General features: G+C 69.2%; 19 protein-coding genes. 9 read left to right on the top strand and 10 right to left on the bottom strand.

Features of this window, described 5'->3' with window-relative positions:
• The first annotated feature begins 3 nt into the window (after positions 1 to 3).
• From BOX17_RS10185 to tatC, 6 genes are read left to right on the top strand one after another with little or no spacing between them, the layout of a single operon-like run.
• Positions 4 to 645 carry a ubiquinone biosynthesis accessory factor UbiJ gene (locus BOX17_RS10185; RefSeq protein WP_071944228.1) on the top strand — a complete coding sequence of 214 codons (642 nt, stop codon included), beginning with the start codon at positions 4 to 6 and terminating at the stop codon, positions 643 to 645.
• Positions 642 to 2,264: a ubiquinone biosynthesis regulatory protein kinase UbiB gene (gene ubiB, locus BOX17_RS10180; RefSeq protein ID WP_071944226.1), complete on the top strand. Its 1,623-nt coding sequence runs from the start codon at positions 642 to 644 to the stop codon at positions 2,262 to 2,264. The genes BOX17_RS10185 and ubiB overlap by 4 nt, the downstream gene beginning before the upstream one ends.
• 43 nt (positions 2,265 to 2,307) lie before the next feature.
• Positions 2,308 to 2,652: a phosphoribosyl-ATP diphosphatase gene (locus tag BOX17_RS10175; protein ID WP_071944224.1), complete on the top strand. Its 345-nt coding sequence runs from the start codon at positions 2,308 to 2,310 to the stop codon at positions 2,650 to 2,652.
• 51 nt (positions 2,653 to 2,703) lie between these two features.
• Complete coding sequence (gene tatA, locus BOX17_RS10170) at positions 2,704 to 2,964, top strand: Sec-independent protein translocase subunit TatA (protein WP_071944222.1); 261 nt, start codon at positions 2,704 to 2,706, stop codon at positions 2,962 to 2,964.
• A gap of 6 nt (positions 2,965 to 2,970) precedes the next feature.
• Positions 2,971 to 3,408, top strand: a complete 438-nt coding sequence (tatB, locus tag BOX17_RS10165; RefSeq protein WP_071944220.1) for a Sec-independent protein translocase protein TatB — start codon at positions 2,971 to 2,973, stop codon at positions 3,406 to 3,408.
• Positions 3,405 to 4,172 carry a twin-arginine translocase subunit TatC gene (gene tatC / locus BOX17_RS10160; RefSeq protein WP_071944218.1) on the top strand — a complete coding sequence of 256 codons (768 nt, stop codon included), beginning with the start codon at positions 3,405 to 3,407 and terminating at the stop codon, positions 4,170 to 4,172. Before tatB ends, tatC begins: the two co-directional genes overlap by 4 nt.
• 97 nt (positions 4,173 to 4,269) lie before the next feature.
• Here tatC and elbB read toward each other — a convergent pair whose 3' ends face one another.
• Positions 4,270 to 4,932 (bottom strand): isoprenoid biosynthesis glyoxalase ElbB, encoded by a 663-nt coding sequence (gene elbB / locus BOX17_RS10155; RefSeq protein ID WP_071944216.1) that lies wholly within the window; start codon positions 4,930 to 4,932, stop codon positions 4,270 to 4,272.
• A 226-nt stretch (positions 4,933 to 5,158) separates the two neighbouring features.
• Here elbB and hemB point away from each other — a divergent pair, with 226 nt between their 5' ends.
• Both hemB and ppk1 read left to right on the top strand, forming a co-directional pair.
• On the top strand, positions 5,159 to 6,157 hold the full coding sequence (gene hemB / locus BOX17_RS10150) for a porphobilinogen synthase (RefSeq protein WP_425268710.1): 999 nt from the start codon (positions 5,159 to 5,161) through the stop codon (positions 6,155 to 6,157).
• Between the two features lie 45 nt (positions 6,158 to 6,202).
• Positions 6,203 to 8,407, top strand: a complete 2,205-nt coding sequence (gene ppk1, locus BOX17_RS10145; RefSeq protein WP_071944212.1) for a polyphosphate kinase 1 — start codon at positions 6,203 to 6,205, stop codon at positions 8,405 to 8,407.
• A gap of 113 nt (positions 8,408 to 8,520) precedes the next feature.
• Here ppk1 and BOX17_RS10140 read toward each other — a convergent pair whose 3' ends face one another.
• From BOX17_RS10140 to rho, 8 genes are all read right to left on the bottom strand, one after another.
• On the bottom strand, positions 8,521 to 9,033 hold the full coding sequence (locus BOX17_RS10140; protein ID WP_071944210.1) for a DUF3087 family protein: 513 nt from the start codon (positions 9,031 to 9,033) through the stop codon (positions 8,521 to 8,523).
• A 10-nt stretch (positions 9,034 to 9,043) separates the two neighbouring features.
• Complete coding sequence (locus BOX17_RS10135) at positions 9,044 to 10,108, bottom strand: 3-deoxy-7-phosphoheptulonate synthase (protein WP_071944208.1); 1,065 nt, start codon at positions 10,106 to 10,108, stop codon at positions 9,044 to 9,046.
• Positions 10,109 to 10,406: 298 nt separating this feature from the next.
• On the bottom strand, positions 10,407 to 10,553 hold the full coding sequence (locus tag BOX17_RS16970; RefSeq protein ID WP_164508634.1) for a hypothetical protein: 147 nt from the start codon (positions 10,551 to 10,553) through the stop codon (positions 10,407 to 10,409).
• 75 nt (positions 10,554 to 10,628) lie between these two features.
• Positions 10,629 to 10,757 (bottom strand): hypothetical protein, encoded by a 129-nt coding sequence (locus tag BOX17_RS17235; protein WP_275668727.1) that lies wholly within the window; start codon positions 10,755 to 10,757, stop codon positions 10,629 to 10,631.
• Positions 10,758 to 10,799: 42 nt separating this feature from the next.
• The gene (gene folM / locus BOX17_RS10130; protein WP_071944206.1) at positions 10,800 to 11,513 is read right to left on the bottom strand and encodes a dihydromonapterin reductase; all 714 of its coding nucleotides are present in this window, start codon (positions 11,511 to 11,513) and stop codon (positions 10,800 to 10,802) included.
• On the bottom strand, positions 11,510 to 12,289 hold the full coding sequence (locus BOX17_RS10125; protein WP_071944204.1) for an NAD(P)H-flavin reductase: 780 nt from the start codon (positions 12,287 to 12,289) through the stop codon (positions 11,510 to 11,512). Before BOX17_RS10125 ends, folM begins: the two co-directional genes overlap by 4 nt.
• Positions 12,286 to 13,782, bottom strand: coding sequence for a 4-hydroxy-3-polyprenylbenzoate decarboxylase (gene ubiD, locus BOX17_RS10120; RefSeq protein ID WP_071944202.1), 1,497 nt, complete (start codon positions 13,780 to 13,782; stop codon positions 12,286 to 12,288). The genes BOX17_RS10125 and ubiD overlap by 4 nt, the downstream gene beginning before the upstream one ends.
• Positions 13,783 to 13,870: 88 nt before the next feature.
• Positions 13,871 to 15,130 carry a transcription termination factor Rho gene (gene rho / locus BOX17_RS10115; RefSeq protein WP_071944200.1) on the bottom strand — a complete coding sequence of 420 codons (1,260 nt, stop codon included), beginning with the start codon at positions 15,128 to 15,130 and terminating at the stop codon, positions 13,871 to 13,873.
• 451 nt (positions 15,131 to 15,581) lie between these two features.
• On the opposite strand from rho, the gene ppx reads away from it, so the two are divergent.
• A complete protein-coding gene (gene ppx, locus BOX17_RS10110; RefSeq protein WP_071944197.1) occupies positions 15,582 to 17,114 on the top strand; it encodes an exopolyphosphatase in 1,533 nt (510 codons plus the stop codon).
• Here the strand turns inward: ppx and tilS are convergent.
• Positions 17,103 to 18,401, bottom strand: coding sequence for a tRNA lysidine(34) synthetase TilS (gene tilS, locus BOX17_RS10105; protein WP_071944195.1), 1,299 nt, complete (start codon positions 18,399 to 18,401; stop codon positions 17,103 to 17,105). The two genes, ppx and tilS, sit on opposite strands and share 12 nt — an antisense overlap.
• Positions 18,402 to 18,405 lie beyond the last annotated feature (4 nt).

Here is an 18,405-nt window from a genome sequence, read left to right as displayed (position 1 = left end):
ATGATGTCGTTGTCTCCCACCCTGCTGCTGGCCGGCCTCGAACGCACCCTGAATGCCCTGCTCGCCCGGGATCCGGCGGCGCCGTCGCGCCTGGCCCGGCTGGCCGGCCACCGTATCCTGCTGCGTCTGGAGCGGCCCGCCCTGGCGCTGGCCATCCACTTCCATCCGGCGGGTCTCGACCTGCTGCACCCCGAGGACACCGCCGAGGAGGGATACGACGCGGTCGTCGAGCTGGATGCCGAGACCCTCGGTGAACTGCTCGGGGGCGCCTCCCTCGAGCGCCTGATGTTCCAGGGCAAGCTCGCCGTGCGCGGGCGGACCCACCTGCTGGAAGCGACCCGGGACCTGCTGCTCGACCTCGACCTGGACTGGGAAGGCGAGCTTGCCCGCTGGCTCGGCGACATCCCGGCCCACAGCCTGGCCGAGGGGCTGCGCAGCCTCTCCCGCTGGGGCCTGCGCACCCGGCAGGAGCTGTGCGCCGACGTCGGCGAGTACGTCTTCGAGGAGGCTCGCCTGCTGCCGGGTCGCCACCAGCTCGAGGCGCTGCGCGATCACATGACCGAGGTGGAGATCGCCACCGACCGTGTCGAGGCTCGACTGGCACGGCTGCGCCGCCGACTGGCCGCGGCGGAGACGGCCCCATGATCCTGCGGCTCGCGCGCATCGTCTGGGTGATCACCCGCTTCCGGCTCGACACCCTGCTGCCCCTGGCCCGGCTGCCCTGGTGGCTGCGCGCCCTGTTCACGGTCTCGCCGCTGCGCCTGGTACCGATCGGCGAGCGCTCCCGGGGCGAACGCCTGCGCCTTGCCCTGGAGTCCCTGGGGCCGATCTTCGTCAAGTTCGGCCAGATGCTGTCGACCCGGCGCGACCTGCTGCCCGAGGACATCGCCGACGAGCTCCAGCGCCTCCAGGACCAGGTGCCGCCCTTCCCCGGCCACCAGGCCATGGCGCTGGTCGAGGAGGCGCTCGCCATGTCGCTGGAGGATGCCTTCGCCAGCTTCGAGCCGGAGCCCCTGGCCTCGGCCTCCGTCGCCCAGGTGCATGCCGCGCGGCTGCACAGCGGGGAGGCCGTGGTGGTCAAGGTCATCCGCCCGGGCATCGAAAGGGTGATGCGCCAGGACATGGCGCTGATGTACCGCCTCGCCAGCGTGCTGGCCCGCATTCCCGAGGCGCGGCGGCTGCGTCCCGTGGAGGTGGTCCGCGACTACGAGGGTACCCTCTTCGACGAGCTCGACCTCACCAAGGAGGCCGCCAACACCTCCCAGCTCAAGCGCAACTTCAAGGGCTCGCCGCTGCTCTACGTGCCGGCCATCCACTGGGAGCTGACCCACCGCCGGGTGATGGTGCAGGAGCGGATCTACGGGGTCCCGGTGGCCGATTCCGCGGCGCTCATCGCCCAGGGCACCGACCTCAAGAAGCTGGCCGAGCGGGGCGTGGAGATCTTCTTCACCCAGGTGTTCCGTGACAACTTCTTCCATGCCGACATGCATCCGGGCAACATCTTCGTCTCCTACGAGCACCCCCACGATCCCCAGTACATCGCCATCGACTGCGGCATCGTCGGCAGCCTGACCCGCGAGGACCAGGACTACCTGGCGCGCAACCTGCTGGCCTTCTTCCATCAGGACTACTACGAGGTGGCCGCCCTGCACATCGAGTCCGGCTGGGTGGGGGAAGAGACCCGGGCCAACGAGTTCGCCGCGGCGATCCGCACGGTGTGCGAGCCGATCCTCGAGAAGCCGCTCAAGGACATCTCCTTCGGCCAGGTGCTGCTGGGCCTCTTCCAGACCGCACGACGCTTCAACATGGAGGTGCAGCCCCAGCTGGTGCTGCTGCAGAAGACCCTGCTCAACATCGAGGGGCTGGGCCGGCAGCTCTACCCCGACCTGGACCTCTGGAGCACGGCCAAGCCCTACCTGGAGCGCTGGATGAAGGAACGGGCCGGCGCCCGTGGCCTGCTGGACTCCCTCAAGCGCCAGGCGCCGGAGCTCACTCGCCACCTGCCGGAACTGCCGGTGCTCGCCCACCAGGCCCTGACGCGCGCCGAGCAGGAGCACCGCCAGCGCCGACGCCAGGTCGACGCCATGGGCGACATCTCGCGCCAGCTGGCGCGCCAGGGGGGCCGCCAGCGGCGGCTCCGGCTGGGCCTGCTGATGGTGGTCGCCGCCCTGGCCTGGCAGCCGCTGTCCCAGTGGGCGGCGGGCCAGCCCTGGCCGGTGCTGGTCGCTGCCGGCCTCGGCGTGCTGCTGGTGGCCTGGCATTGATCCACGGCCGGGTCTTTCACTCCCTGCAACGGAACCTTCATCCATGAGCGATACCCTCGACCGTCTTCACGCCGTCCTCGAGCAGCGCCGTGAGGCGGATCCCGACAGTTCCTACGTGGCCGCCTTGCATCACCGGGGCCTGAACAAGATACTCGAGAAGGTCGGCGAGGAAGCCACCGAAACCCTGCTGGCGGCCAAGGACGCCGAGCACGGCGATGAGGCGGCGCAGCAAGCGTTGATCGCCGAAACGGCCGACCTGTGGTTTCATAGCCTGGTGATGCTCTCGCATCTCGGCCTCGACCACCGGATGGTGCTCGACGAGCTGGCCCGACGCTTCGGCGTCTCCGGTCACGACGAGAAGGCCGCCAGGGAGCAACAACAGCAATAGCGTAATCGGTCGTTCCGGCCCCTCCCGGAACCCCAACCTGAGGAAGCAACTATGTTAGGCGGTATCAGTATCTGGCAGCTGCTGATCGTTCTGGGCATCATCATCCTGATCTTCGGCACCAAGAAGCTGCGCAATGTCGGCGGTGACCTCGGCGGGGCCGTCAAGGGCTTCAAGAAGGCCATGCACGACGAGGACAAGGGCGAGGACGAGAAGGCGGACGACCCCCAGGCTCGGGTCAGCCATGACGACGAGGTCAACACCTACGACGTCAAGGCCGAGCAGAACGCCAAGGACCCGGAAGAGCGCAAGTAACCCGCCATGTTCGATATGGGCTTTCTCGAACTGATGCTCATCGGCGTGGTGGGCCTGCTGGTGCTCGGTCCCGAGCGCCTGCCCAAGGCGGCGCGCACCCTGGGGCTGTGGATCGGCAAGATCAAGCGCACCGTCTCGGGCATGCAGCGCGAGATCAGTGCGCAGCTCGAGGCCGAGGAGCTGCGCCAGAAGCTCAACGAGCAGCAGAAGAAGCTCGATGACGGTGTCCAGCAGGTCAAGCGCGGCGTGGAGAGCATCGCCGAGAAGGACGACGGCACGCCCTCGTCCACCTCGGGGGGTGGCGGTGCCGACAAGCCGGCGCCTGCGCCCGCCGAGAAGCGCCTCGATGACGCCCTCGCGAATGCTCGCACGGGGAGCGACGACGCCGACCGCCAGGCCCACACGGAAGACTCTTCCGCCGACAAGGACCCCGCCTCCCGATGAGCAACACCGGTGACCCCCAGGAACACAACCAGGCCCCGCTGATCGAGCACCTCATCGAGCTGCGTTCGCGGCTGATGCGAGCGGTGATCGCGATCCTGGTGATCTTCCTCGGGCTCTATGCCTTCGCCAACGACATCTACTCGTTCGTCGCCCAGCCGCTGATGGCGCTGCTGCCGGAAGGCTCGCAGATGATCGCCACCGAGGTGGCCTCACCCTTCCTGGCGCCCTTCAAGCTGACCCTGGTGGTGGCGGTCTTCGCCGCCGTCCCCTATGTGCTGCACCAGGCCTGGGCCTTCGTGGCCCCGGGGCTCTACGACAACGAGAAGGCATTGGCCCTGCCGATCCTGGCCTCCAGCGTGGCGCTGTTCTACGGCGGCGCCGCCTTCGCCTACTATGTGGTCTTCCCGCTGCTGTTCCAGTTCTTCACCCAGACCGGGCCGGAGAACGTGGCGGTGATGACCGACATCAACCAGTACCTGAACTTCGTCCTCAAGCTGTTCTTCGCCTTCGGGGTGGCCTTCGAGATCCCCATCGCCACCTTCCTGCTGGTCCTCTCGGGCGCCACCACGGTGGAGAGCCTGTCGAAGAAGCGTCCCTACGTGGTGCTGGGCTGCTTCGTCATCGGCATGCTGCTCACCCCGCCGGACGTGGTCTCCCAGAGCCTGCTGGCGGTGCCCATGTACCTGCTCTACGAGGTGGGCCTGCTGTTCGGCCGCCTGGTGCGCCGCAAGCGGGAGAAGGACGAGGAGGACGAGGAGGCATAGCGCCGAGCGGCCAAGCAGAATGAGATCCACCTCCGCAAAAGCAGACCCGAGGTCATGACCTCGGGTCTGCTTTGTCTCGGCGCTTGTAGCTCGGCGCTTACAGATCCATCAGCTCGTCGATGCGATCGACCAGCTTGAAGATGCCGGTGGCGGCCTCGCTGATGCGGGTCGCCAGCATGTAGGCCGGGGTGGTCACCACCCGGTTCTCGAAGTCCAGAACGATGTCCTCCACCCCGCAGCTGCGGTGCAGGCCGCCCATGGCGCTGATCGCCCCGGAGACGCCGGGGTCGCTGCCCACGGTCACGGCGATGCCCGGGCCGAGCAGGCGCGGCACCAGCACCGGGCTGATGCACATCAGGCCGATCGGCTTGCGCGCCGCGTGGAAGCCGGCCAGCGCCTCGGTCAGGGCATCGATCACCTGCATGCCGGCACCCGCCGAGGCGAAGTCCGAGAGGTTCTTGGCGACCCCAAAGCCGCCGGGGAGGATCACCGCGTCGAACTCGTCGGCGTCGAGCTCGTCCAGGGGCGAGATCTCGCCGCGGGCCAGACGTGCCGACTCGGTCAGCACGTTGCGGGTCTCCCCCTCGGCCACCTCACCCAGGCGATGATCGACGACATGGTGCTGCGCGATGTCGGGGGCGAAGCACCGATAGCCCAGCCCAAGCTGGTCGAGGCGCAGCAGGGTCAGGGTGGTCTCGTAGATCTCGGACCCGTCCTGCACCCCGCACCCCGAGAGGATGACCGCCACCTGTTTGCTCATGCCTTTCTCCTTGAAGGTAGGCGCCTGTCGAAGCCAGGCCCTGAAATCACAGAGCCTTCACTTTAGAGAGTCGGTTGGGGTGCGACAAGGTACGGCTTTCGACACGTGTCGACACTGATATACTCCGAGACATTCGCTCCTGCTGTCATTCAGCCGTCATTCCCCGTCGCCATCATTGCACCATGGCGGCCCAGATTCCCACTTGCGGAGAGACGCCTTGAGTTTCATGACCACACGCCAGTTCCCGACCTCCCGCCTGCGCCGCATGCGCCGCGACGACTTCTCGCGCCGCCTGATGCGCGAGCATACCTTGACCGCCGCCGACCTGATCTGGCCGGTCTTCGTGCTGGAGGGCGAGGGCCAGCGCGAGGCGGTGCCCTCCATGCCCGGCGTGGAGCGGCTGTCGATCGACCTGTTGATCGAGGAGGCCCGCGAGGCCGTCGAGCTCGGCATTCCGGCCCTGGCGCTGTTCCCCGTCGTCGGCACGGAGCTGAAGACCGAGCTGGCCGAGGAGGCCTTCAACGCCAACGGCCTGGTGCAGCGCAGCGTGCGGGCCCTCAAGGAGGCCCTCCCCGAGCTCGGCATCATCACCGACGTGGCGCTGGACCCCTACACCAGCCATGGCCAGGACGGGATCCTCGACCAGGCCGGCTATGTGCACAACGACCGCACCGTGGAGACCCTGCTCAAGCAGGCGCTCTCCCATGCCGAGGCCGGCGCCGACGTGGTGGCCCCCTCGGACATGATGGACGGGCGGATCGGGTCGATCCGCCAGGTGCTGGAGCAGGAGCAACTGGTCAACACCCGGATCATGGCCTATAGCGCCAAGTATGCCTCGCGCTACTACGGCCCCTTCCGTGACGCCGTGGGCTCCGCCGGCAACCTGGGCAAGGCGGACAAGACCACCTACCAGATGGACCCGGGCAATGGTGACGAGGCGCTCCACGAGGTGGCCCTGGACCTGGCCGAGGGCGCCGACATGGTGATGATCAAGCCCGGCATGCCCTACCTGGACGTGGTCCGCCGGGTGAAGGAGGAGCTGAAGGTGCCCACCTTCGCCTACCAGGTGAGCGGCGAGTACGCCATGCACATGGCCGCCTTCGAGAACGGCTGGCTGGAGGCCGACGAGGTCATCCTCGAGTCGCTGCTCTGCTTCAAGCGCGCCGGCGCCGACGGCGTGCTCACCTACTTCGCCAAGCGGGCCGCCCGACTGCTCGCCCGATAGCCGCCGGGAGGGACGCCCCCTTCCGCCCGACGACAGGGACATCCCATGGAAGAGACGCGCGATCCCTCCCCGCAGCACGACACGGCCTCCCCGGCGCAGGGCGGCGAGCTTCCCGAGCCTCCCGCCCCGCGACTGAACCAGACCCGCACCGGCATCAAGCCCAAGGCCCTGCCGGACCCGGAGGCCGACCTCGCCGACCCCGGCCTCTACTTCAACCGGGAGCTCTCGCACCTGCAGTTCAACCTCCGGGTGCTGGAGCAGGCCCTCGACGAGGCCCACCCGCTGCTCAACCGGCTGATGTTCCTGCTGATCTTCTCGTCCAACATGGACGAGTTCTTCGAGATCCGGGTGGCCGGCCTGAAGCACCAGGTGCTGCTCGGCGACGAGTCCACCGGCCCGGACGGACGCTCGCCCCGCTCGGTGCTCGCCGAGATCTCCCGGGTCGCCCATGAGCAGGTGGCCCGGCAGTACCGCATCCTCAACGAGGTGCTGATCCCCGCCCTGGAGGCCCAGCGGCTGCGCTTTCGCCGCCGCGGGGACTGGACCGACGCCCAGCGTGCCTGGGTGCAGGACTACTTCGAGAGCGAGATCATGCCGGTGATCAGCCCCATCGGCCTGGACCCGTCCCACCCCTTCCCGCGACTGGTCAACAAGAGCCTCAACTTCATCGTCCAGCTGGAGGGCAAGGATGCCTTCGGCCGCGAGGGGGGCCTGGCCATCCTGCCGGCGCCGCGTTCGCTGCCCAGGGTGATCGCCCTGCCCCCCGAGCTCTGCGAGGCGGAGGTCGGCGAGTACGTCTTCCTGTCGTCGATGATCCATGCCCACGCCGAGGAGGTCTTCCCCGGCATGACGGTGCTCGGCTGCTACCAGTTCCGCCTGACCCGCAATGCCGACCTGTCCGTGGACCCGGAGGACGTCTCCGACCTCGCCACGGCCCTGCGCGGCGAGCTGCTGTCGCGGCGCTACGGGAGCGGAGTCCGGCTGGAGGTGGCCGACAACTGCCCCGACGAGCTCGCCGACTTCCTGCTGCGGCAGTTCCAGCTCGACCAGGCCGACCTCTACCGGGTCGACGGTCCGGTGAACCTGACCCGCATGATGTCGGTGCTCGATGACGTGGAGCGTCCCGAGCTGCTCTACCGGCCCTTCACGCCCGGCCTGCCCAAGTCGCTGCGCAAGGCCGACAGCGTGCTGGCCGCCATTGCCGAGGGCGACATTCTGCTCCACCACCCCTTCCAGTCCTTCTCGCCGGTGGAGCAGATGCTCGGGGAGGCCGCCCGGGACCCGGACGTGCTGGCCATCAAGCAGACCCTCTACCGCACCGGCGCCGACTCCCCCATCGTCAATGCCCTGGTGGAGGCCGCCGGCAACGGCAAGGAGGTCACGGTGGTGATCGAGCTGCGGGCGCGCTTCGACGAGGCCGACAACCTGGCGCTGGCCTCGCGCCTCCAGGAGGCCGGCGCCATCGTCATCTACGGGGTGATGGCCTACAAGACCCATGCCAAGATGATGCATATCGTTCGTCGCGAGCGGGGCAAGCTGCGCCATTACGCCCACCTGGGCACCGGCAACTACCACTCGAGGACCGCCCGGCGCTACACCGACTACAGCCTGCTCACGGCCGACCCGGTGCTGTGTGCCGACGTGCACAAGGTCTTCCAGCAGCTCACGGGCATGGGCCGCGCCCGGCACATCGAGAAGCTGCTGCATGCGCCCTTCACCCTGCACGAGCAGATGGTGGCCCGAATCGACCGCGAGGCCGAGCATGCCCGGCAGGGCCGGCCCGCCCACCTGATCATCAAGTGCAACGCCCTGACCGAGCCCAGGCTGATCCAGGCCCTCTACCGGGCCTCCCGGGCCGGGGTGGAGTGCGACCTGATCATCCGCGGCATGTGCTGCCTGCGGCCGGGTCTGCCGGGGATCTCCGAGAATATCCGGGTGCGCTCGGTCATCGGGCGCTTCCTCGAGCACACCCGGGTCTTCCACTTCCACAACGACGGCAAGCCCGAGACCTGGGGCTCCAGCGCCGACTTCATGGCCCGCAACATGTTCCACCGGGTGGAGACCTGCTTTCCGCTGCTGGACAGGAAGCTGGCCGCCCGGGTCCGCAAGGACCTCGAGACCTACCTGGTGGACAACTGCCAGAGCTGGCTGCTGGGCAGCGACGGCCTCTACGTCAAGCAGAAGCCCGGCAAGGCCGCGCCGATCAGCGCCCAGGAGACCCTGCTCTTCGCCTATGCCACCCGGGCCTGACCCCGCGTCGCCGCACCGAAAAGGCCCCCGCCACTGGCGGGGGCCTTATTGCGGGCAGAGACGGCGACACCCGGCCACCGGGTGACCACTCCGAGGCCCCGGCCCGACGGCTGTCAGCCCTTGCGAAAGGCGCCCAGGTCCCCGGGGTCGAGGCCCTCGACGCGCTCCGGCAGCCCATTCTCCCGACGGGCGTGCCGGACCACCTCGCGCTCGGCCAGGAGCTCGGCATCGTCGTCGAGGGTGCGCCCCTCGAGCTCCGACAGCTGGGCCATGCCCTGATGGTAGAAGGCCAGCACCGCCAGCGCGGAATCGTCGCCCTCCCCCATGCCCCGGCGCAGGGCCGGCAGGTGGGCGCTCACCCGAGCCAGGTGGTGCTTGAGGCGCCAGACATAGCGGATGCCGGACATCCAGGGGCGTTGCCGAAGCACGGCGAACACCAGGCTGGTGGCGGCCAGCCCCACCAGCACGCCCAGGGCGTTGAGCCAGAAGCTGGCGCCGAAGGCCGCGATGAGCAGCTGCGAGAACAGCAGGCCAAAGACGATCAGCTGGCCGGCCATGGCCAGGCCCACCAGGCGCGAGAGCCGGCGGTAGGTGGCGGGGTCGTGGTGTTCGAGATGAAACGTCATGGTCAGCCTTTCAGGTGGCCCGCAGGCGGTCCGCGGCGGTCGTCAGCAGGTGCTCGGTGGTCTCCCAGCCGATGCAGGCGTCGGTCACCGAGACGCCATAGCGCCGACGCCCCGGGGCGAGGGGCTGCTTGCCCTCGTGGAGGTGGCTCTCGAGCATCAGGCCCACCAGGGAGGCGTCCCCGGCCTGACGCTGACCTAGGACATCGAGCAGCACCTCGCTCTGTCGGCGATGATCCTTGCGGGCATTGGCGTGGCTGCAGTCCACCATCATGCGCGGGGCGAGGCCGGCCTCCTGGAGGGCGCGCCGGGCCGCCAGCACGTGGGCGGCCGAGTAGTTCGGCTCGCCATGGCCGCCGCGCAGCACCAGATGGGTGTGGGGATTGCCGGGGGTCTCGCGGACCATGGGCCGGCCATCCTCGGCCATCGCGAAGTGACGATGGGGGTGCGCGGCGGACTGCATGGCGTCCAGCGCGACCTGCAGATCGCCGCTGGTGGCGTTCTTGAAGCCGACCACGGCCTCCAGGCCGCTGGCGAGCTCACGGTGCAGCTGGGACTCGGTGGTCCGGGCGCCGATGGCCACCCAGCTCAGCAGGTCGTCCAGGTAGGGCGCCAGCATCGGCTGGAGCAGCTCGGTGGCCACCGGCAGGTCGAGCGCGGCGATCTCGCGCATCAGGGTGCGGGAGGCGTGAAGGCCTCGGGCCATATCCCCGCTGCCGTCCAGGTCGGGGTCATAGGCGAGCCCCTTCCAGCCCACGGTGGTCCGCGGCTTCTCGACATAGACCCGCATCACGATCAACAGGCGATCGGCGACCCTCGGGGCCAGCTCGGCCAGGCGGCGGGCATAGTCCAGGGCGGCCTCGGGGTCGTCGACGGAACAGGGCCCGACCACCACGAGCAGGCGATCGTCCTGGCCATCGAGGATGGCGCGGATCGCCTGGCGGTGGGCCGCGATGCGCTCGCCGAGGGCCGGCGAGAGGGGCAGGTCACGGCGCAGCTCGCCGGGCGTGGGCAGCGACGAGGCGGTCACCGGGTCGGCCTCCAGCGGGGCGGGGGCCAGGGAAACGGGGGCATTCATGGACATCAACTCCGTGTGCAAGGGGTACATCGTGGGGCCGTCATGCCACCGGCAAGCTCACGGTCGGAGGTGGCGCACTGGACCGACCGCGCCGCGCTAAATCGCCAGCCTTCCCCGTAATAGCCCGAGACGGGCAGGGGGATGAAGCGGGCGAAGGCGATGAGTGCGGTCATGGTGCGTCTCCTTGTGGTCGATGTGGGTGCCCGAAACGTGAAACCCCCGGGCGGGGTTGCCGTCCGGGGGTTCTGAGAGGAGGCAACCCGGGGGGCGTGCCTCGTGGCGCTGTCCTCTGTGCTGCTCAGGACATGGCCACCGGCACGCCGGTGCTAAACCAGTCGCCATACCAGCCATCGAGACCCTTGGCATGCGGCCCGAACGCCCACGCCACACCGCGACGCAGGGCGTCGTTGGGGTTGCGAACGATTCGGTCGGTGGCTGGAGCCATGGTCATCTCCTGAGCAATGCCTCCATCGTGCCGCATCGAGGCGGCCTCGGCAAGGTGCGCCAAACGCCGGGGCGATCAGCCGGTGGCGAGCTGGATCCAGCCGATGGTCGCCGGCAGCGCGCTCATGCCCAACAGCACCGCCAGGCCCAGGAAGACGGCCAGCAGGCCGCTGTCGTCCTTGAAGTTCTCGTCGTGTCCCGCCATGTCATGGTCCTCTTCGGGGTTGTCATCAGGGTGGACGATAGTCTAGCGGAGATGTCGCCCGCCATCGACCGGCAGCGTGATGCCCGTCACGAAGCGGTTGTCGAGCAGGTAGCGCAGGCTCTGGTAGATCACGCCGGGCCCCGGGATCATCTCCATGGCCGACTTGGCGCGGGCCTTCTCGGCGTAGGCCTCGTCGTCGCCCTCGTTGAGCATGATCATCGCCGGTGCGATGGCGTTGACCTGGATCGAGGGCGCGAACATGGCCGCGAAGGAGAGCGTCAGGTTGTCCAGTCCCGCCTTGGTGGCGGCGTAGGCGGCGTGCTTGCGAGAGCCCTTCTGTACCACGTAGTCGGTCATGTGGACGATGTCGCGCTGGGGTTCGCTGCAGGCCTCGAGCAGTTCGCGGGCGTGCAGGTTGATCAGGTAGGGCGCCAGCATGTGCACCCGGAACAGCCGTTCGAAGTTGGCGCCGGCGTCGTCGCCGCGGCTGTCCGGCGCCCAGTCGCTGGCGTTGTGCACGATGGCACGCAGCGAGGGCGTCTCGGCCCGGAGCCGCTCGATGAAGTCGAGGATGCCCGCCTCGGTCGAGAAGTCCGCCGGCAGGGTGACGATCCCCCGTGCCCGCAGGGTCTCGAGCTCCTCGCGCTCGCGACGATAGCTGATGATCACCGGATGGCCGTCGTCGCGCAGGCGCTCGGCACAGTGACGCCCCAGGCGCTGGGCGCCACCGGTGATCAGGATCGGCGAGGCGCTCATGACCGGCCCTTCCTCACCAGGCTGCCCGCCGTGGGCACGATGGGATCCCGGGGGGCGTAGGCGAAGACGTCCGAGAAGACCCGCGAGGCCTCGAGCCCCAGCGACGCCAGCACGTCCACACAGGCATAGACCATGCCCGGGGAGCCGGAGACGTAGACATCATGGCCGGCGACATCCTCGAGGCCGGTCGCCAGCGCCTGGTCGATGCGACCCCGGTGGCCCTGGACGCGCTCTCCCTCGATGGGCTCCTCGGGGGCGACCTCGGTCACGGCATGGAAACGGACGCCTGAGTGGCCGGCGGCCCACTCCCGGGGCAGGCGCTCCAGGTAGAGGTCGCGGCGCTCGCGGGCCGCCCACCAGAGGTCGATCTCGCGGGCGGGGTCGGCATGCAGGGCCGCCTCGATGATCGCCTTCATCTGAGAGAAGCCGGTGCCCGCGGCGACCAGCAGCAGCGGCCGCGTGCTGTCCGGGTCCAGCACGCAGTCACCGCCGGGCAGGCGCACGGTCAGCCGCTCGGCCACCTGCATCAGCTCGCGCAGTCGCGCGGAGTTGTCCCGCTCCGGCCAGTGCTGGATGTGCAGTTCGATGGTGCCATCGCCGGCATGTGCGTTGGCGATGGAGAACGGCACCCAGGTGTCCTCGGCGAGCCTGAGCTCCAGGTACTGGCCGGGATCATGGGCCACGGCCTCGGCGCGGCCCTCCAGCTGGACGCGAAAGACGTCCGGGTTGAGGTCCTCGACTTCGGTGACCAGGCAGGTCAGGGTCCTTGGCGTCATGAATGCCTCGTGTCGTTGTCAGGGGAAAGCGTGATGCCCAGCTCGTTCCAGCGGTCGCTGACGCGGGCCTTGACGGCCTCGTCCATGACGATGGGCGTGCCCCACTCGCGGTCGGTCTCGCCGGGCCACTTGCCGGTGGCGTCCAGGCCCATCTTGGAGCCCAGCCCGGCCACTGGGGAGGCGAAGTCCAGGTAGTCGATGGGGGTGTTCTCCACCATCACGGTGTCCCGGGCGGGATCCATGCGGGTGGTGATGGCCCAGATCACGTCCTTCCAGTCGCGGGCGTCGACGTCGTCGTCGAGCACCACCACGAACTTGGTGTACATGAACTGGCGAAGGAAGCTCCATACGCCCATCATCACGCGCTTGGCATGGCCCGGGTACTGCTTCTTCATGGTCACCACCGCCATGCGGTAGGAGCAGCCCTCGGGGGGCAGGTAGAAGTCGACGATCTCGGGGAACTGGCGGCGCAGGATCGGCACGAACACCTCGTTGAGGGCCAGCCCCAGGATCGCCGGCTCGTCGGGCGGCCGGCCGGTGTAGGTGGAGTGATAGATGGCGTTCTCGCGCATGGTCATGCGCGTCACCGTGAACACCGGGAACTGCTCGACCTCGTTGTAGTAGCCGGTGTGGTCGCCGTAGGGGCCCTCGGGCGCCGTGTCGTCCGGGTAGAGGAAGCCCTCGAGGATGATCTCGGCGGACGCCGGCACCTGGAGGTCGGCATGGCCGCACTTGACCAGCTCGGTACGCGAGCCGCGCAGGAGCCCGGCGAAGGCATACTCGGAGAGGCTGTCCGGCACCGGCGTCACGGCCCCCAGGATGGTGGCCGGGTCGGCGCCCAGCGCCACGGCCACCGGGAAGGGCTCGCCGGGATTCGTCTTCTGGAACTCCTGGAAGTCCAGGGCCCCGCCGCGATGGGATAGCCAGCGCATGATCAGGCGGTTCCTGCCGAGCTTCTGCTGGCGGTAGATGCCGAGATTCTGGCGGGCCTTGTGGGGCCCGCGGGTGATCACCAGCGGCCAGGTGACCAGCGGCGCGGCATCCCCGGGCCAGCAGTGCTGGATCGGCAGGCGGTCGAGGTCGACCTCGTCACCCTCGTAGACAAGCGCCTGGACCGGGGCCGAGCGCACCGTCTTCGGCCCCATGCTCATCACCTGCTTGAAGATCGGCAGCTTGCTCCAGGCATCGCGGAACCCCTTGGGGGGCTCCGGCTCCTTGAGGAAGGCCAGCAGCTCGCCCACCTCGCGCAGGGCGGCCACCGAGTCCTGGCCCATGCCCATGGCCACCCGTTTCGGCGTGCCGAACAGGTTGCCGAGCAGCGGCATGGTGTGACCCTTGACGTTCTCGAACAGCAGCGCGGGCCCGCCGGCCCGCAGGGTGCGATCGCAGATCTCGGTGATCTCGAGGTACGGGTCCACCTCGGCGGAGACCCGGACGAGTTCGCCCTGGTCCTCGAGCACCGCGATGAACTCGCGCAGGTCCTGATACTTCATTCGGATGTATCCGTTCCGGAACGAGAAAGGGGCAGCATAGCATGCCGCCCCTTCCCTTCACCGCCTGACCCGTTCGGCCAGGGGCCCCTCAACGCCGCTTCATGGCCTCGAAGAACTCCAGGTTGGTCTTGGTATCCTTCAGGCGGTCGATCAGGAACTCGGTGGCCGCCGTGTCCTCCATGGGGTTGAGCAGCTTGCGCAGGATCCACATGCGCTGCATCTCGTCCTCGGAGGCGATCAGGTCCTCGCGGCGGGTGCCGCTGCGGCGGATGTTGATCGCCGGATAGACGCGACGCTCGGCCAGCTTGCGGTCGAGGTGGGCCTCCATGTTGCCGGTGCCCTTGAACTCCTCGAAGATCACCTCGTCCATCTTGGAGCCGGTGTCGACCAGTGCCGTGGCGATGATGGTCAGACTGCCGCCCTCCTCGATGTTGCGCGCCGCGCCGAAGAAGCGCTTGGGCTTCTCCAGGGCATGGGCGTCGACACCGCCGGTGAGCACCTTGCCGGAGCTCGGCACCACGGTGTTGTAGGCACGGGCCAGACGCGTGATGGAGTCGAGCAGGATCACCACGTCCTTCTTGTGCTCGACCAGTCGCTTGGCCTTCTCGATGACCATCTCGGCCACCTGCACGTGACGGGCCGGCGGCTCGTCGAAGGTCGAGGCCACCACCTCGCCGCGCACGGTGCGCGACATCTCCGTCACCTCCTCGGGGCGCTCGTCGATCAGCAGCACGATCAGGTGGCACTCGGGGTTGTTGCGAGTGATGGAGGTGGCGATGTTCTGCAGCATCAGGGTCTTGCCCGCCTTGGGCGGGGAGACCAGCAGTCCGCGCTGGCCCTTGCCGATGGGCGCGGTGAGATCGATGATGCGGGCGGTGAGGTCCTCGGTGGAGCCGTTGCCGATCTCCATGCGCAGCCGCTCCTGGGGGAACAGCGGCGTGAGGTTCTCGAAGAGGATCTTGTGCTTGGCGTTTTCCGGCTTGTCGAAGTTGATCTCGCTGACCTTCAACAGCGCGAAGTAGCGCTCCCCTTCCTTCGGCGGGCGAATCTTGCCGGAGATGGAGTCGCCCTTGCGCAGGTTGAAGCGACGGATCTGCGAGGGCGAGACATAGATGTCATCGGGACCGGCCAGGTAGGAGCTGTCGGCACTGCGCAGAAAGCCGAATCCATCCTGCAGGATCTCCAGCACGCCATCACCGAAGATCGGCTCACCGCTCTTGGCATGCTTCTTGAGGATGGCGAAGATGATGTCCTGCTTGCGGGAACGCGCCAGGTTGTCGATGCCCATCTCGCGGGCGATCTCCAGAAGCTCCGGAACTGGCTTTTGCTTGAGTTCGGTAAGATTCATCGGTGTGTTCAGAATTTGCTCGTGGAAGCCGGGCGGCGGTGCGCCGTGAGGAAAGACAGGAGGCGAGACGATGACGCCCTGTGGATGCGTTCAGAGCCCGGACAGGCTACCTCTCGTCGTGATGCATCGAATGGCCATGGGCGGGCGACCGCAATCTGGGGGTTGCCGGGCCGATATCGTAAGCGAGGAAGCAGGTTCATTTCGCCTGATCAGCGGTTCCGGGCACGGGGCCGGGATCGCAGGCTGATGCAGTGGGCTGTCTGACGACTTGGAAACTGACCGCGACGGGATCGCCGTGAAACGGTCGGGAAACATTCGGAACAGGCGAACGACCCGATACTAGTCAAGGGCGCCGACAAACGCAAGCCCTGCCGCCGCGCCGGTCGAGGGGCAATTGACAACACCGGATGCCACCCGCAACCTCCATTCCCATAGCCCATCAGGACGCGCCATGACAGTGCCAACGGACCGGCCCGCCGCCACCCCGGGGGAGACCGCCACCGCCCCCCGCCGCCTCGCCGCCATCGACCTCGGCTCCAACAGCTTCCACCTGCTGGTCGCCAACTACCAGGACGACCGGTTGCAGGTGGTCGCCCGGCTGGGCGAGAAGGTTCAGCTGGCCGCCGGGCTCGACGAGGACGGCGTGCTCGGCGAGGACGCCATGCGCCGGGCGCTGGACTGCCTGGCCCGCTTCGCCCCCTTCCTGAAGGGCATCGGCCACCGCGACCTGCGGGTGGTCGGCACCAATGCCCTGCGCGATGCGCGCAACAGCCAGGTCCTGATCGAGCGCGCCGAGGCCCTGCTGGGTCACCGCATCGAGATCATCGCCGGCCGCGAGGAGGCGCGCCTGATCTACCTGGGCGCGGCCCATGCGGTGGCCGAGGATGGCCGCCGACTGATCGTCGACATCGGCGGCGGCTCCACGGAGTTCATCATCGGCGAGCACTTCGAGCCGCTGGCCCTGGAGAGCCTGCGGATGGGCTGCGTGACCTTCACCCGGCGCTTCTTCGACAGCGGCGAGATCAGCGAGAAGCGCATGCGCCGCGCCGAGCTCGCCGCCCTCTCGGAGCTGGCCAACATCCAGCGCCCCTTCCAGCGGCTCGGCTGGCAAGACCCCGTGGGCTCCAGCGGCACCATCAAGGCCGCGGCGGCGGTGATCGCGGCGGCCGGCCAGGGGCCCGGGGGGGTGATCACCCGCGAGGGACTGCGGGAGCTGCGCCGGCAGTTGATCCGCTGCAAGCGGCTGGACCGGGTTTCCATGCCCGGACTCAAGGCCGACCGCTCGCGGATCTTTCCGGCGGGCATCGCGATCCTCGGCGCCATCTTCGAGGCCTTCGACCTGCAGCAGATGCGCTTTGCCGACGGCGCCCTGCGCGAGGGCGTGCTCTATGACATGGTGGGTCGCCATACCCCCGAGGACTCCCGTCTCAAGACCCTGGACGGCCTGGCCCGCAACTACCGGGTGGACGGCCGACAGGCCGATAACGTGGCGGCGACGGCCCTCGGGCTGTTCGACCAGGTCCGGGAGGCCTGGGGGCTGGACGACGACCAGGCACGCTTCCTCGACTGGGGGAGCCGGCTCCACGAGGTGGGCCTGGCCATCTCCCACAGCCAGTTCCACCGTCACGGGGCCTACCTGCTGGAACACTCCGACCTGGCCGGCTTCTCGCGCCCGGAGCAGCGGCTGCTGGCCTTCCTGGTGCGCGCCCACCGCCGCAAGTTCCCGGTCAAGGAGTGGCAGGCCCTGCCCGCCTCCGAGCAGGGGCCCCACGCCCGGCTGGCCCGCCTGCTGCGCCTGGCCGTGCTGATCAACCACTCCCGTCCCGAGCAGCCCCCTCCCCTGCCGCGACTCGTGGCCGACGGCGAGGCGCTGCAGCTGACCCTGAACGGCGACGACGACCCGGCCCTGCTGCTCAACGACCTGGAGCAGGAAGCCGCCTACCAGGCGGCCGCCGGCTACTCCCTGACGCTGTCACGCCCCTGACCAGCCCTCGGCCACGACCCGCCAGCGGGGCCCCCGCGGCGCCAGCACCGCCACCGCCTCCTCGCCCTGGTGGACCACCAGCAGCCGCTCGCGCTCCCAGGGCGGCACACCGAGTTCCTGCAGCAGCCGCTTGAGGTCCCGCCGGCCGCGGCCGGCCAGCCGCAGGCGCTCGCCGCCCCGTCGCGGCATCACCCGCAGCCGGACCGGCGTGCCGTCCTCCCGGCCCAGCGTGGCCGGGAACTCGCCCAGGGGCGTGGCCAGCGGCGACCGCCCGTCCCAGTCGACGCACCAGACGTCTCCCCGCTCGGCCGGCCGGCAGGCATCGGCAGGGCGCAGCAGGTAGAGGTGCCCCCGCCAGACCCGCGCCTCGCCCCCGGCCCAGACGACCCTGACCTCGGCGTCCGCGCGGGCGTCGAGCTGGTGGAGCAGCGCCTCGAGGCGCCGGAGGGGAGGCGTCGGCAGGTCCTGACGCCGGCAGGCATGGCGGATCAGCAGGCGCCGGCGAGGGGCGGAGAGCGCCTGGAGCCCGGTGATCGGCAACCGGCCGGGGTCTCCGCCCAGCCCCTCGAGGTCCAGACCGGCGAGTTCCTCGAGCAGGCCGTCGGCCTCGCCGGCCAGCGCCGCGCTGCGGGCCAGGGCCTGGCCGGCTGCGGGCCAGCGGGTCTCGAGCAGCGGCAGCACGGCATGGCGCAGGAAGTTGCGGTCGAGGGTCTCGTCCGCGTTGGTGGGGTCCTCCACCCAGGCCAGCCCGCGGCGCCTCGCCTCGGTATCCAGCGTTTCACGCGACACGCCCAGCAGCGGGCGCGCGAGGCGGGCGCCGCGCCAGTCACGGCCTGACGGCATGGCGGCGAGCCCACGCACGCCGCTGCCCCGCAGGGCGGCCAGCAGGAAGGTCTCGGCCTGGTCGTCGCCGTGCTGGGCCAGCCAGAGGGTATCGCCCGGGGCCAGGCGCCGGGCAAAGGCCGCCTGGCGCGCCTCACGGGCCGCCGCTTCCGGTCCCTGCCCGGCCGCGAGGTCGACCGCGACCCGTTCGACGAAGAGCGGCACGCCGAGCCGCGAGGCCAGCCGGCGGCAGTGGCGCTCGAAGTCCTCGGCGGCGGACTGCATCCCGTGATGGACATGCAGCGCGCGCAAGGGGCGCGGATGGCGCCGGCAGGCCTGCGCGGCCAGGGTCAGCAGCAGGGTGGAGTCCAGGCCGCCCGACAGGGCGACCCAGACGCAACGCCCCGGCGGGGTGTCCGCCAGGGCGTCGTCGATCAGGGACTGTAGCGCGCTTGCATCGCGCATCGGG

The organism is Halomonas aestuarii (genome assembly GCF_001886615.1).
Taxonomy (GTDB): Bacteria; Pseudomonadota; Gammaproteobacteria; order Pseudomonadales; family Halomonadaceae; genus Halomonas; species Halomonas aestuarii.
This window is presented reverse-complemented; position numbering and strand designations above follow the sequence as displayed.